The sequence below is a fragment of the Sporosarcina sp. E16_8 genome (genome assembly GCF_017347095.1).
In the GTDB taxonomy this organism is placed as follows: Bacteria; Bacillota; Bacilli; order Bacillales_A; family Planococcaceae; genus Sporosarcina.
Map to the genome: position 1 here is coordinate 58196 of NZ_JADPRZ010000012.1, position 13840 is coordinate 72035.

Annotated in this window: 17 protein-coding genes; 9 read left to right on the forward strand and 8 right to left on the reverse strand. The window is 39.0% G+C overall.

Translation table 11 applies throughout. The features are described 5' to 3' along the window. The first annotated feature begins 74 nt into the window (after positions 1–74). The 7 genes from hisA (at position 75) to rlmN (ending at position 5294) form a co-directional block, all read left to right on the forward strand. Entirely contained in the window at positions 75–791 is a 717-nt protein-coding gene (gene hisA, locus I2484_RS10355; protein WP_207150942.1) for a 1-(5-phosphoribosyl)-5-[(5-phosphoribosylamino)methylideneamino]imidazole-4-carboxamide isomerase, read from the forward strand. After that, positions 788–1549, forward strand: coding sequence for an imidazole glycerol phosphate synthase subunit HisF (gene hisF / locus I2484_RS10360; RefSeq protein WP_207150943.1), 762 nt, complete (start codon positions 788–790; stop codon positions 1547–1549). The genes hisA and hisF overlap by 4 nt, the downstream gene beginning before the upstream one ends. 2 nt (positions 1550–1551) lie before the next feature. Continuing rightward, positions 1552–2193 carry a bifunctional phosphoribosyl-AMP cyclohydrolase/phosphoribosyl-ATP diphosphatase HisIE gene (gene hisIE, locus I2484_RS10365; RefSeq protein WP_481886399.1) on the forward strand — a complete coding sequence of 214 codons (642 nt, stop codon included), beginning with the start codon at positions 1552–1554 and terminating at the stop codon, positions 2191–2193. Further along, the gene (gene hisC / locus I2484_RS10370; protein ID WP_207150944.1) at positions 2186–3247 is read left to right on the forward strand and encodes a histidinol-phosphate transaminase; all 1062 of its coding nucleotides are present in this window, start codon (positions 2186–2188) and stop codon (positions 3245–3247) included. Before hisIE ends, hisC begins: the two co-directional genes overlap by 8 nt. An 85-nt stretch (positions 3248–3332) precedes the next feature. After that, a complete protein-coding gene (locus I2484_RS10375) occupies positions 3333–3512 on the forward strand; it encodes a hypothetical protein (RefSeq protein WP_207150945.1) in 180 nt (59 codons plus the stop codon). Positions 3513–3698: 186 nt separating this feature from the next. Further along, complete coding sequence (locus tag I2484_RS10380; protein WP_207150946.1) at positions 3699–4076, forward strand: cytochrome-c oxidase; 378 nt, start codon at positions 3699–3701, stop codon at positions 4074–4076. A 153-nt stretch (positions 4077–4229) separates the two neighbouring features. Continuing rightward, a complete protein-coding gene (gene rlmN / locus I2484_RS10385; protein WP_207150947.1) occupies positions 4230–5294 on the forward strand; it encodes a dual-specificity RNA methyltransferase RlmN in 1065 nt (354 codons plus the stop codon). Positions 5295–5475: 181 nt separating this feature from the next. Here the strand turns inward: rlmN and I2484_RS10390 are convergent, their stop codons facing one another. The 3 genes from I2484_RS10390 to I2484_RS10400 form a co-directional block, all read right to left on the reverse strand. After that, positions 5476–5844, reverse strand: a complete 369-nt coding sequence (locus tag I2484_RS10390) for a hypothetical protein (RefSeq protein ID WP_207150948.1) — start codon at positions 5842–5844, stop codon at positions 5476–5478. A 278-nt stretch (positions 5845–6122) separates the two neighbouring features. Further along, positions 6123–6443 (reverse strand): YflT domain-containing protein, encoded by a 321-nt coding sequence (locus I2484_RS10395; RefSeq protein ID WP_207150949.1) that lies wholly within the window; start codon positions 6441–6443, stop codon positions 6123–6125. Positions 6444–6526: 83 nt separating this feature from the next. Continuing rightward, complete coding sequence (locus tag I2484_RS10400) at positions 6527–6820, reverse strand: hypothetical protein (RefSeq protein WP_207150950.1); 294 nt, start codon at positions 6818–6820, stop codon at positions 6527–6529. 433 nt (positions 6821–7253) lie between these two features. Between I2484_RS10400 and I2484_RS10405 the strand changes: the two genes are divergently transcribed. Continuing rightward, positions 7254–7895: a VTT domain-containing protein gene (locus I2484_RS10405; protein ID WP_207150951.1), complete on the forward strand. Its 642-nt coding sequence runs from the start codon at positions 7254–7256 to the stop codon at positions 7893–7895. A gap of 64 nt (positions 7896–7959) precedes the next feature. On the opposite strand, the gene I2484_RS10410 is transcribed toward I2484_RS10405, so the two are convergent. From I2484_RS10410 to I2484_RS10420, 3 genes are read right to left on the reverse strand one after another with little or no spacing between them, the layout of a single operon-like run. Continuing rightward, positions 7960–8529 carry an SCO family protein gene (locus I2484_RS10410; RefSeq protein ID WP_207150952.1) on the reverse strand — a complete coding sequence of 190 codons (570 nt, stop codon included), beginning with the start codon at positions 8527–8529 and terminating at the stop codon, positions 7960–7962. 1 nt (position 8530) lies between these two features. Further along, positions 8531–9946, reverse strand: coding sequence for a sensor histidine kinase (locus I2484_RS10415; protein ID WP_207150953.1), 1416 nt, complete (start codon positions 9944–9946; stop codon positions 8531–8533). Between the two features lie 3 nt (positions 9947–9949). Then, positions 9950–10624 carry a response regulator transcription factor gene (locus I2484_RS10420; RefSeq protein ID WP_255551292.1) on the reverse strand — a complete coding sequence of 225 codons (675 nt, stop codon included), beginning with the start codon at positions 10622–10624 and terminating at the stop codon, positions 9950–9952. 165 nt (positions 10625–10789) lie between these two features. Between I2484_RS10420 and I2484_RS10425 the strand changes: the two genes are divergently transcribed. Beyond that, complete coding sequence (locus I2484_RS10425) at positions 10790–11542, forward strand: FixH family protein (protein ID WP_255551293.1); 753 nt, start codon at positions 10790–10792, stop codon at positions 11540–11542. Positions 11543–11613: 71 nt separating this feature from the next. Here I2484_RS10425 and rpoN read toward each other — a convergent pair whose 3' ends face one another. Further along, complete coding sequence (gene rpoN / locus I2484_RS10430; protein ID WP_207150955.1) at positions 11614–12918, reverse strand: RNA polymerase factor sigma-54; 1305 nt, start codon at positions 12916–12918, stop codon at positions 11614–11616. Between the two features lie 246 nt (positions 12919–13164). Beyond that, positions 13165–13749 (reverse strand): manganese efflux pump, encoded by a 585-nt coding sequence (locus tag I2484_RS10435; RefSeq protein ID WP_207150956.1) that lies wholly within the window; start codon positions 13747–13749, stop codon positions 13165–13167. Positions 13750–13840 lie beyond the last annotated feature (91 nt).

Here is a 13840-nt window from a genome sequence, read left to right on the forward strand (position 1 = left end):
GGCTTAGGGCGGGAGGCATCCCCGAGCGCCGCAGCGAATTCAATGAGATTCTTCATATATAAGGGGGAACAATAATGATTTTATTTCCGGCAATTGATATACGTGATGGTAAATGTGTTCGGCTAATCCAAGGCGATTATGATCAGGAAATTATCTATAATGATTCACCTACAGCGATGGCTTTGGAGTGGGAAAAACAAGGTGCTGACTACATTCACGTCGTCGATTTAGATGGAGCGAAAACAGGTAATTCATTAAATCTCGAAGCCATCCAGGCGATTGCAAAAAGCGTATCAATACCGGTTCAAGTAGGCGGCGGAATCCGGACGATGGAGATCATTGACGCACATATTGCATCAGGCGTTAGCCGCGTGATTATCGGAACGGCAGCCATTCAAGACAAACCATTTTTAAAACAAGCTGTAGAAAAATACGGTGATAAAATCGCAGTTTCCATCGATGCAAGAAAAGGATTCGTTGCAACGGACGGCTGGACTGAAACAAGTGATGTATTGGCAGTTGACCTGTTAAATGAACTAGAAGAAATTGGTGTAAAAACAGTCATTTATACAGACATTCTGAAAGATGGAATGATGCAAGGGCCTAACTTCAATGAACTAGAAATGATGGATAAAGCGTCTTCTATTGACATTGTTGCATCAGGTGGTGTCTCCACGGAAGAGGATATCGTTCAGTTACGGGAACTCGATTTATACGGTGCAATTATTGGTAAAGCTTTATATGAAGGTAAAATATCTTTAGAAAAAGTATTAGGGGGACAACGAGGATGACAAGCAACCGGATTATACCATGTTTGGATTTTGATAACGGGAAAGTCGTAAAAGGGAAAAAGTTTCTTGAAGTTAAAGAAGTTGCAGATCCACTTACATTGGCAAAGAAATATGTAGCTGACGGTGCAGATGAACTTGTATTTTACGACATTGCCGCTTCTACAAATAACCGTGCCATGTTCCTTGACCTCATTGCAGAAATTGCGAAAGAAGTACCCGTACCATTTATTGTCGGTGGAGGCATTCGGTCTGTCGAAGATATCCAAAAGGTATTCGATGCTGGTGGGGATAAAGTATCTATCAACAGTGCAGCGCTCAGCAATCCATCTTTAATTGAAGAAGCGGCAAAAAGATTCGGTTCTGAACGGATTATACTATCGATGGATGTCAATGAAGTAGGCCCTTCTAAGTGGTCAGTATTCTCTAATGGAGGCATGAAGGATACTGGTATGGATGCTATCGAATGGGCGATTCAAGGTGAGAAACTGGGTGCTGGCGAGCTTGTTGTTAATAGTATCGGCGAAGACGGCGTGAAAAGTGGCTATAATATCGAATTGACGCGGGCGATTGCGGAAGCAGTCAACATTCCTGTCATTGCGAGCGGCGGAGCAGGGAAACCTGAACACTTCCATACTGTATTGACTGAAGGAAAAGCCGACGCTGCGCTTGCTGCATCCGTATTCCATTTCGAAGATATTAATATCGGCGAATTAAAAACATATCTAGCTGAACAAAATACATCTGTTGGGAATGACTGACTATGACACTAGAAATCGACACATTATCATTTGACGAAAATGGACTGATCCCAGCAATTGTCCAAGATGACCGGACAGGGAATGTATTGATGCTTGCTTATATGAATAAAGAGTCGTTGCAGAAGACGATTGATACGAAAGAGACCTGGTTCTTCAGCAGGTCAAGACAGGAACTATGGAACAAAGGGGCAACATCTGGCAATCGACAAATTGTGAAAAACTTGTCACTGGATTGTGATAGTGATGCAATTTTGGTGCAAGTTACACCACTGGGCCCAGCTTGTCATACGGGAGAAGTGACTTGTTTCCACAAGCAGATTTTCGATGAGGTAGTACAGACTCGCTCAATCGTTCATGAAATCACGGATGAAATAAAAAATCGACGTGTCAACCCTGTAGAGGGATCATACACATCTTATCTCTTCCGTGAAGGCTTGGATAAAATTTTGAAAAAAGTCGGAGAAGAAACAACTGAAGTTGTCATTGGCGCAAAAAACCGTGATAAAGCTGAAGTAACGAGTGAACTTGCTGATTTGACGTATCACTCACTCGTATTGATGGAAGAGTTAGGTGTTAGTGTTGAAGATGTCAAAAACGAATTGCGGAAAAGACGACCTAAAAGTGAAGTGCTTCGAGATGAGTAAATATTGGAGTTCTATGGTGAAACGGACCGACCCATATGTTCCAGGGGAGCAGGTTGAACAAAAGGACATTGTGAAACTAAACACCAATGAAAATCCGTATCCTCCAAGTCCGAAAGTGCTAGCAGCAATCCAGCAAGAGATGGGACGCAACCTTCAGTTGTATCCATCACCTACGGCGACTGAGCTACGGGAAACGATAGGGCAGCAATATGGACTTACTGCTGAAGAAGTATTCGTCGGTAATGGTTCGGATGAAGTGCTGGCATTCTCCTTCATGGCATTTTTTGAGCCTGGAAAACCAATCCGCTTCCCTGATGTTACCTATAGTTTTTATCCGGTCTATGCAAAGTTATTCGATATTCCTTATGAGGAAGTTCCGTTGAATAAAGATTTTACATTGCCCGTGGATAAATACTTTCAGTCTGAAGGCGGCGTCATTTTACCGAATCCAAATGCACCGACTAGCATTTATGCTGAAATTGAGCACATTGAAGAGATTGTCAAAAATAATCCTGACCAAGTCGTCATCATCGACGAGGCATATATCGACTTTGCATCAAAATCAGCGACTGAACTCATTCTCAAATACGATAATATCCTTGTCGTCCAGACGACATCCAAATCACGTTCACTCGCCGGTTTGCGAGTTGGTTTTGCAATGGGAGCTCCTTCATTAATTGCTGCATTGATTCGTATTAAAGACTCATTCAATTCTTATACGCTGGACCGCCTTGCGCTGGTAGGGGCAAAAGCGGCTTTTGAGGATGAAGCGTATTTCACGGAAACTACCCAGAAAATCATTGCAACACGGGACAAGTTGAGCGAGACGTTGCAACAGCTTGATTTCGGGGTACTACCCTCACAAGCAAACTTTGTTTTCGCCTCACATAAGACTGTTCCAGCAGAGTTTCTCTACAATGAATTAAAAAAAGAAGGCGTGTTAGTTAGGTATTTTAACAAGCCTGGAATCGACAACTATCTACGTATTACAATTGGAACAGATGAACAAATGGAACGATTAGTTGAGAAATTGAGTAACATCTTGAATTTGTAATGAACTGTTAGATTCGAAGATGAAAAGAGTTAATGAAAAGTGCATCGAAACTGCTATACTTGTGTAAACAAGGGAGGTCTTCGATATGGGATCGAAATATATTGATATTGCACTTATATTATTCATGAGTTATTTCGCAGTTACGCGATTTGCAGATGGGCAAATTGGCTTTGGAATCTTTTTTATGGTACTTAGCTTATTGAATATTTTAACGCTTGTCATGAAAATAAAGAAGGACAAAGCCGCAAAGAATGAAGTACGATGAAGTTTAAATAAGTAGTGTTCACAGACTAGGCATCCTCCAGGGTATATGGAGGATGCCTAGTCATATTTATTAACGTGTAGCTAAGAAACATAATTGAACACATAACATTTGAATTCAGTGGTTCATAGAACGGTGTAAGGAGTTAGGGATGTCAGTTGTATAAAGAATAGAGAAAGGAAGGGGATAGTGGGTAAAACACTTCTTAAGATTTCTGTCGTCTATTTCATGCTTGGGATTTCATTAGGGCTCTATATGTCGCTCACACACATCTTTACATTGACTTCTGTGCATGTAGACATCAATTTGTTAGGGTGGATGTCATTAGCACTCATAGGAGTATTTTATCATCTGTATCCGAATATGGGGAAGACTAGCTTGGCAAAATGGCATTTTTGGCTTCATAATATCGGCTTGCCAGTTATTATGATTGCGATTGCATTGGCCATTTTAGGTGTGAGTCCTGTGTTTTTCCCAATCGCAACAGCAGGTTGGGCAGCGATATTGATTGGAATCTTCTGCTTTGGTTTCAATGTTCTTATGAATCTGGATAAACCAACGGCATAAAAATTAAAAACCGCCTGCCCTTTCCGCTATATGTGGAAAGGGCCGGAGGTTTTTATGTATCCAAAAGTGTTCAGGTAATTTAATTAGTTGTTCCAATTTCTAATTTCATGTAGTATAATATGTGAATTGCACTTTCTGAAAAGAGGATAACTAATGAAAAATTCGATATATGGACTTACAATCGAACAACTAACAGAATGGTTATTGGAACAAGGACAGAAAAAGTTCCGCGCCGCACAAATTTGGGACTGGCTATATAAAAAACGTGTAACAAACTTTGCAGACATGAAGAATATTAATCAAGAATGTATTGATTTACTGGAAGCGAACTTTGTTATACGTTCGCTGGAACAGACTGTAAAACAGGAGTCTGAAGATGGCACTATCAAGTTCCTATTCAAAATGCAAGATGGCAACTTGATTGAAACCGTGTTGATGAAATTCCCTTACGGCCAATCGGTTTGTGTAACGACACAAGTCGGCTGTAATATAGGCTGTAGTTTCTGTGCAAGCGGACTGTTGAAAAAGAGTCGTGATTTGACTGCTGGAGAGATTGTGGAGCAAATCATGGAAGTACAGCATCACCTTGATGCAAAAGAGCAAGAAGAACGCGTAAGCCATATTGTTGTTATGGGAATCGGGGAACCATTCGATAACTATTCAAATTTGATGGATTTCCTACGCGTCGTTAATGACCAAAAAGGACTTTCTATCGGTGCTCGTCACATTACCGTTTCAACAAGTGGTAATCCGCAACGAATTAAGGAATTCGCAGAAGAAAATATCCAAATTAACTTAGCTGTTTCTCTGCATGCACCGAATAATGATTTGCGTACACGTGTTATGAAAATTAACAAAGCGTTCCCGATTGAGCAATTGATGGATTCAATCGATTATTATTTGGAAACGACAAACCGCAGAATTACGTTTGAGTATATAATGTTGCATGATGTGAATGATCATGTTGCTGAAGCGCAGCAATTAGCAAAACTGCTTGAAAACAAACGCCATTTGTCATATGTCAACTTGATTCCCTACAACCCTGTTGACGAACATGACCAGTATCGCCGCAGCACACCTGAAGATATTAAAGCATTTTATGAAACACTTAAAAGAAAAGGCATCAATTGCGGAGTTCGTCTTGAACATGGTACAGACATCGACGCAGCTTGTGGCCAGTTAAGAAGTAAACAGATTAAGAAAGAGAAAGCCGTCTAAGACAGTTAAAAAGAGTGTGCAATTCCTAGCGAAACTAGGAGTTGCACACTCTTTTTATCGACTCGACTCCGGCACACAGCCGCTGGAGTCGATTCTGTCCTCTAGCTAAAGGGAAAAGACTGCCTTTACTACAGGCCTTTCAACGCTTGTCGGGGCTGAAATTGCGCCTGCGCTTTTATTCTTAGCTTTTTTTCTTCATTAAAATCACGATGAACTGGACAATAAATGCCAGTCCCAATCCAAAGGAAGAGATGATGAACAATGACAAGATTCCGAGTACATCACCTATCCCATTCGGATTCATTAATAAGCTGCGGAAAAACTCTGCAAAACCGAGAACCACACCAATCAAGAAAATCCTGAAAGCAATTTTCAAATTGTAAAACAGCAGTAAAAATGAAAAGACACCGATGATTAGCCCAAAAAGGCCAAATGTTAAGTAGTTTGTAAAGACAAGCGTTTGACCCAAAACAGTTCGTACACCTACTATGAGAAGAACGTAACTCGTAAGTCCAGTGAAAAAGCCAATCTTCCATAGCTTGTTAATCATAAACCGCACCCACTTTCATTGTTCATCATATCGAATAATGGGGTGATTATGCCAATGAAAGCATTAAAAAAACAAAAGTATAAGCACGACCAATCATATCTCCTTACTAACCGCCGTTAAGCGTCGCCCGACCGGTCATATCCAATCATATATAATACACAGCCCGTGTGACTAGACAGCAAATCCATAACTTGTACTAACTCATAATCTAATAAATACCTAAGCAATAAAAAAACCCATTCCTCTGATAAAAGGAATGGGATTCATGAACTTATAGGTTATTTCTTCGCAATTAGGATTAGTTTTCCTTGGTCAAGCTCTTGCTCAGCATCAGCAGCTTCTGCAACGGATAGACCTACAGCTTCCATCTTGTTACGAAGTTCATCTCCGCGGGAAGAGAACATGTTCTTCATACCATCCAAGAAACCTTGTTCTTTCATACCTACGCTTTCCGTATCTAGCGCATCCGTTATGTGACTGGCTCTCTTTTTGTCATGTGCAAAAATATAGATGTCATCATGTGTATACCCTTGTGTAACCAATTCCTCAATTTCTTTTTTTGCTTGAATGGCGTTTTCAACAGTTTTTTTAACAGTCATTAAAAATCCCTCCATTTTTTGTACTCTTTCTTTATATACCATTAAAATGTAAGTACTAAACATTTTTTTGAAAGAGTTGAGTCTCAACGTAAATTTTTATACGTCCGAATGAAATAGGTTGGATCTGTCTCGACTTCATAGGTAAAGACACCTTGGGTTGTATGCAAATAGAAGAATCCTGTTCCGCTGGAGAATGGCTTATAGGACATATCATGGACATGCTCTAATCTGAAAATATTGTTTGAAGTTGAAATTGAATCAGTATATAAATGGATGTTGTGCACGGTTCGCTTCGTTTTTTGGTCGTACCAACCCATAATTCGTTCGACTGAAATATAGCTAAGAGTAGAAACCGTTTGCTTGATCGATTCATTCATTGAGATTCCTCCATTAGTAAAATTCATTTTATCATTATTCCCATCCTAACAGGTATTTATCGATATCCAAAATAGGTAGTTTTTTGTATGTACAAATGATCCTAGATGTGGAATGGACTGTATAAGGAGGTAGATGCGATGAAGAAAACTTCTGTTTTTATCTCGACCAAGGTATTATCCATTGTGCTTGTTGCTTGCGGGAACGCAGAAAAGATATGAGTAGGTAGTGGATGAGCCTGTCAGAGCTATGATGCAAATACTTTGGAAACGGAAATAATAGTATGAGTATGGCCTCTTTGAGTTCGTTGGGAGGCTTTCGGTGGTGTATCGCTATTTTTTTCTGCTGCGTGACAACTTTCAATGAAAGAAGTATGATGAATAAGGTTGTTTCCGTCAGTGAATATGACCAATACTATCGAAAGCGAGTCTATGTATGACTATAATTCAAAACATAATCAGCTTCATATTACATATTGATGAGCATTTGGTTGAAATTATTCGGAATTTTGGCTCCCTGTCGTATGTGCTATTATTTTTAATCGTTTTTGTTGAAACCGGCCTTGTTATTTTCCCTTTTTTACCAGGTGATTCTTTACTATTTTCAAGTGGGGCTCTTGCGGCAATGGGGGCGTTCAACATCGTACTTCTCCTTATCGTATTCTTTACTGCCGCTGTAATTGGCGATACTGTAAATTATCAAATTGGTAAAAAGGTTGGAACAGCGATTAAGCCTAAAAGCTTAATTGGTAGAGTCATCAATCAAGAGAAAATGAGTAAAGCAGAGGATTTCTTTAACAAACACGGCGGTAAAACGATAGTGATTGCTCGTTTCATGCCTTTTATTCGTACATTTATACCCTTTGTTGCAGGGGCTAGTCGTATGAATTATCGCTACTTTTTCATTTATAATGTGATAGGCGCAGCTCTATGGGTGGGAATATGTACGATTGCAGGATTTTTCTTCGGAAACATTCCTATCATCAAAAATAACTTCTCCACTGTTCTGTTATTAATTATCTTTGTGTCTGTTCTACCAGCTATTATCGGTGTACTAAAGAGTCGTTTGAGCAAATAATGACTATATTTCTAACAAGGAAACACCCCCTAGGCGGAAAATGCTAAGGGGGTGTTTTTGTCTATTATCTTTGAATCTTTTTGATATCCTTCATCATATCCTTAACATAGGATGCATCTACGTAATTGTATTCATTCACGATACTACCTTGCTGATTAATCAAATAAAAGTTAGTTCCATGAATGACTTGATTGGATGTGGAAGGTTTTTGTACAATTGTTTGAAATTGCTCCCTTGCGAAAACTTCAATCTCTTCCTGCGTATATCCCGTCAACATATGCCAATTCGCTTCATCGTCCGTAAATTGATGGATGTACTCTTTTAACACATATGGTGAATCGATTGTTGGATCGACAGTGAACGATACGAATTCGACTTGAATTCCTTTATCCTCAAATTTCCTTTGCAAATCCGCCATCTCAAGCGTCATCGGAGGACAGACGGTTTTACATTTAGTGAAAATAAAATCTGAAATCCAGACTTTCCCTGCTAATTCATCTGTACCAAATGGCTGTCCATTTTGGTCGGTATAAGAAAAAGGGACAATTACCTTTCCATTACGAGGCTCAGAACTGCAAGCAGATAGCAATACTGCAATGACAAGGGGAATGAACAAATAGCGTATGTTTTTCAAATTACACCTCTTCTTTTTCGTCAATAGATAAGCCTGGCAATCGAATCGTTACGGTAATTCCTGCCGTGGCGTCGCTAGTCATCTCGAATGTTCCGCCATGCAGTCGAATGATTTCTTTTACAATGGGGAGCCCTAAGCCTGTTCCACCCGTTGTCCGATTCCGGGCTTTATCTGTCCTGAAAAAACGATCCCCAATTCGTTCGAGATCTTCGGCGTCAATACGTATTCCATCGTTTGTCACTCGGAATTGAAGGAATGTATCATTTTTCGTTAATTCAATAGCCAAGATGCCATTCACGGCGGAATATTTTACGGCATTGTCTATGGTATTGTAAAAGATTTGCTGAATTCTTTTTGGATCTCCTGTCAGAATAAGTTCTTCCTCAATAGTCAATTCAAGATTTAATTCCTTTTCAGCGATATGAATAGTGAACAAACCAACTGTATCTATGAATAATTGAGCAATAGCAATTGGCTGCATGTCAATTGTATACAAATCTTCTTGGAGATGATTTAATTCCACAAGATCAGTGATCAATTTGGTCAATCGATCTGTTTCTTTTTCAATCGTTGTCAAATAGCTTTGTGCTTCTTCAGGCGATGAATAAATTTTGTCTTTAAGAACATGCGTGTAACCGCTAATATATGTGAGCGGTGTCCGGAGTTCGTGCACGATGTTTGACGTGAATTCCTTTTTACGTTCTTCCTGCTGTTCGAGTGAAAGGCTCATCAAATTGAACGCCTTCGTCAATTGGCCAACCTCATCGTCGCGCTCGCTTTGGATACGATTTGAATAGTTCCCTTTAGATACTTCAAAAGAAAGTCGCTGAAGGTCTTGCAAAGGTTTGAATAAAGAACGCCATGCACGATTGACCACTAGAAAGAGTATGAAGAAAAATAAACTGCCAACAATCAACAGTATTGGAATGCTTCCTCGGAATACATCTTGAACGGCCGCGAGAGGTACGTAAATATAGATAAAACCGATGAGTCTATCCACGCCCATGATTGGGAAAATAGCGCCTAGAATTTCACTGTTCAATTCCTTTACGAATCCCTCTTTTAGCACATAGGCACCTTTGTCTAACTCTGCAAGGTCACTTGCATCGACAAGTGTTTCATAATTGATTTCATAAGGGAAATAGGAGGAGAGATCTTCTAAGTTATCCACTACGATAATTTCGTATTCAGAAACGATGTTATACCATTGAATTTTATCGATGATTTCATCACTTAATTCCCCGTAATGGTAATGAGAAGCTGTTCTTTTCCCCTGGTAGACAATGGATTCTTCGATACTTGTCAGATACAATTCAGAATAGAGATAATGGATGAAAAAAAAGGAGAAGAGAATTGTAAACCCGATACTGGAAATCAGGACCACGCCTATTTTCTTGCTTAATGTAAGTTTCTTCAATCTTCACACCTCGAATTTGTAGCCGATACCCCAGACTGTTTCAATCAGCTCTCCGTCATTTCCCATTTTTAGCCTTAACGTTTTGATATGTGTATCGACAGTGCGCTCGCTACTTTGATGTTCTTCTCCCCAGACAATATGTAGCAGTTGTTCCCTTGAATAGACACGGCCTTTATTTTTAGCAAGTACATGGAGCATACCGAACTCCTTTAATGTTAATGATAAGGGATTTCCATTCAATGATACTTTATGCGCTCCGATATCGATAACGAGCGGCCCGATAGTTAACGTATCAGCAATGGCTTTATTTTGATAAGATCGTCTCATAACTGATTCAATCCTTGCCAAAAGCTCTCCTGGTAAAAATGGTTTGACAATATAATCATCGCCGCCAAGTTTTAAGCCTTGTATTTTATCCCATTCGTCCCCTTTTGCTGATAGAAAGATGAGTGGAATCGTCGATGTACGTTTTACTTCCTTGGCGAATGTAAAGCCATCCATGTAGGGCATCATTACATCTACGAGTAGCAACTGCGGATCTGTTTTGGCTATCAATGATAGTGCATGTACACCGTCCGTTGCTTCGATGACAGTGTAACCTTCTTTCTCGAGGAACATTCGAACCAATTTCCTCATTTGCGGTTCATCGTCTATAATCATAATGGTGGATGAATTCAAGATAAAACCTCATTTCAATTATAGATTGCTCATTGTACTTATTTTCTCTAAAAGATGTGAAAAACGTGTGAAGCGCAGTACTTCACAATTAGTTCTAACTTATCTATTATAATCATAACGAACATATCGAACTACGTTAAGTAAAACGACAATGGAGGAATCATGATGAAAAGAAAATTTGGTTTGTTAGTAGGAGTGTTCATGCTGACAATGATGGCGGCGTGCGGTAAAGAAGAAACGGTAAAAGAGGACGACACAGGGGTGCCGCTACCACTCGATGTGAAGCTATCAGTGACAGAACAAGTTGATGTGAATGGCATAATAAAAATGACAGCAGTTGTTACACAAGGCGATGACAAAGTAGATGACGCTGATGAAGTTGAATTTGAAGTATGGGAAGAAGGAAAAAAAGACGACAGTGTCAAGATTGAATCGAAGAATGACAAAGACGGTCTGTACGCGGCAGAAACATCATTTGATCATGACGGCCTTTTCCACGTTCAAGTACATGTAACAGCTAGAGGTTTGCATACAATGCCGAAAAAAGAAGTGACGGTCGGTAACGGTGCAAATAATGAAGAAGCTGTTGAAGACGAAGCTGAACACGAACATGGGCATGCTGATGGATTTTCGATGCACTTCATGGAACCTGATAATATGAAGTCGGGCGAATCTACTGAACTTGTCGTTCACTTGCAAGTAGATGGAAAACCATTTGAAAAAGCGCAAGTACGCTACGAAATTTGGAATGAAGCCAATCCGGATAAACATGACTGGGTCGATGTTGAGGAAGAAGTTGCCGGTGAATATACAGCTTCTTACACATTTGCACAAGCGGGTGCACACAAAATTCAAATTCACGTAAAAGATGATAAAGAATTACATGAACATGAAGAACACGCAATAGAAGTTAACTAAAATGAACACGGAGCGTTCCTGACAAATCAGTCAAGAATGCTCTGTGCTTTTTTGGATAAAGAAGTATTGTCCTACACTTGAATATCTTTCCGTTTGCTTGAAGATGGGATATTTAACTCCTCTCTATACTTGGTGATTGTGCGTCTTGAAATTGTGATACCTTTTTCTCTAGTAAAGTATTCTGCTATTTTTTGGTCAGAGTAGGGTTTGAATTTATTTTCAAGAGCTATAAAATTCTTTAAAAGTGTTTTTACTTTCGTTTGAGAAATACTAATGCCATCTGCAGTTTCTAACTTTGAAGTGAACAGTATTCGAAGGTCGAAAGAACCAAATGCTGTCTGAATGACTTTGTTGGTAGTTGCTCTACTGACAGTCGATTCGTGCATCTCAATTTCATCTGCAACTTCTTTTAGCGTTAATGGTTTCAAAGAAGGGAATCCATTTATAAAAAAACTTTCCTGTCTATTTAACAGGACTTGCACAATTTTAATAATCGTATTTCGGCGCTGTTCAATACTGCTAAGAAGCCATTCCACATTTTTATATTGAGTATGGATATATTTTGAGACATCATTTTTCGTATGAAGAAGTTGCGTGTACTCTTTGTTGATATGAATAACTGGTAAATAGCCATCATTCAAATGGAAAACCAATTCATCATCTTTAGATTCAACGATAATGTCGGGCGTTAAATATTCAGTTGAAGAATTGGGAATCAATGCGCAAGGCCTCGGATTAAGTGTTTGTATGAAATCGTAAAGTTCTTTTACTTCCCTCATTTCGATTTTCATTTGTGAGGCGATTTCATTCCATTTATGGTCGGCTAGTAAGTTTAAATGATGTTCTACTAAATAGGCTGCTAGCCTACAATCGGGATATGTGTATGTAATTTGTAAAAGTAGGCATTCCTTCAAGTCTCTAGCCCCTATTCCGACCGGGCCCACTTGTTGAAGTAAAAAAATTCCTTTGTCAATATCAAATTCGTCAAATTCTAGATAGAAATCCGGATCCTTTTCAAGGACACGCAGATAACCATTGTCGTCAAGATTATAAATGAGATATTTTAACAGCTTTTGGGTGTGTTCGTCCGGGTAAATGAATTTCGCATCTTCGAATAGTGTGTCCCGCATATTCCTATCGGTACACTGGAACAGATCATCCGGCATCTTAGAAGATACGAAAGAGGATGACCGCTGATTCACTCTCTCTTCATATGTGTTTTTTTCTTTCAGTTCTATAATCGGATTTTCGAGCTCTTGTTGTCTAATAAATTGTTCAAGTTCATACGTCGAGTATTGAAGTATTTCAATTGCTTGTCTTAACTCGAATGTCATTAACAGATTCTGTTCCTGTCGTTGCTGGAGTACAAGCATCATAAAACTCCTTCCTTTTGAAGCTGATAAGTTATGTAAGCGTTTTCAATCTAGTGAGGTTAAGTGTACCATATATTTCTAGGGAATTCGATTTAAAAATAGAGTCTTCTGACGAATGGGGAAATAGGCTAAACAGTGGGGATTATAGTGATGGATTATTATTTAACTATCTAATTTGCGAATAGGACCGTCGATACACTTGTTTTAAATAATGAAGCAATTATTTGCACCAATATCGAGTAAGTATAATTAGATAAACATTTCATAAATGCCAATTACGATGAGCAAGAGTCCGGCAATGTTAGTTGAGTACTTGCCGAATAGTGTATTGCCAATGTTATTACCGACTTTAAAACCTAGAGAAATTGAAATTAGCGAAAATACACCAATAGAGATGGAAGTGAAAAAGGGAGAGAATCCAGTAATTCCTGCTCCAAAACCAATTGTTAAGCAGTTTAAGGCAAGGAGAAACCCCAGAAAAGTAGATTCTTTTAAAGTTATTTTCATAGTTTGATCTAATCTTAGACATTCGGGGTCTGTGCCTTCTGTTTGTATGGACTTATTTATAATAAAGTCTGGTGATGGGGCAATAAACCATATACCAAGGGCAGTAATTAAGAAACCGCCAGTAAAGTTGGCCATTGATTGTGAAAAGTAGTTGGATAAATAGCTCCCCACCGATATGGAAAAAAACGCAAATGCAATAGAAATTAGAGAAATAATGAAATTATATAGAAAAGGAATTCTTTTTAATTTTAAGCCGTATGAAACACTTATTACTAAATTATCAATGTTTGCGGCAATACCGATTAATAATATAGATACCCATTGCATACTTATTTCCCCCCGTTGTTACTGACACGGCTTAATGTCCATCGATTGACGGTAACCATTGTCCAATGATTGCTAAATTAATGTCCAACGT

Coding starts and splice junctions, on each gene's coding strand:
- rpoN (WP_207150955.1), bottom strand. CDS start 12,918: ATGATGCTTGTACTCCAGCAACGACAGGAACAGAATCTGTTAATGACA.
- hisC (WP_207150944.1), top strand. CDS start 2,186: ATGAGTAAATATTGGAGTTCTATGGTGAAACGGACCGACCCATATGTT.
- I2484_RS10405 (WP_207150951.1), top strand. CDS start 7,254: ATGACTATAATTCAAAACATAATCAGCTTCATATTACATATTGATGAG.
- I2484_RS10390 (WP_207150948.1), bottom strand. CDS start 5,844: ATGATTAACAAGCTATGGAAGATTGGCTTTTTCACTGGACTTACGAGT.
- I2484_RS10395 (WP_207150949.1), bottom strand. CDS start 6,443: ATGACTGTTAAAAAAACTGTTGAAAACGCCATTCAAGCAAAAAAAGAA.
- hisF (WP_207150943.1), top strand. CDS start 788: ATGACAAGCAACCGGATTATACCATGTTTGGATTTTGATAACGGGAAA.
- I2484_RS10435 (WP_207150956.1), bottom strand. CDS start 13,749: ATGCAATGGGTATCTATATTATTAATCGGTATTGCCGCAAACATTGAT.
- hisA (WP_207150942.1), top strand. CDS start 75: ATGATTTTATTTCCGGCAATTGATATACGTGATGGTAAATGTGTTCGG.
- I2484_RS10425 (WP_255551293.1), top strand. CDS start 10,790: ATGAAAAGAAAATTTGGTTTGTTAGTAGGAGTGTTCATGCTGACAATG.
- rlmN (WP_207150947.1), top strand. CDS start 4,230: ATGAAAAATTCGATATATGGACTTACAATCGAACAACTAACAGAATGG.
- hisIE (WP_481886399.1), top strand. CDS start 1,552: ATGACACTAGAAATCGACACATTATCATTTGACGAAAATGGACTGATC.
- I2484_RS10400 (WP_207150950.1), bottom strand. CDS start 6,820: ATGAATGAATCGATCAAGCAAACGGTTTCTACTCTTAGCTATATTTCA.
- I2484_RS10375 (WP_207150945.1), top strand. CDS start 3,333: ATGGGATCGAAATATATTGATATTGCACTTATATTATTCATGAGTTAT.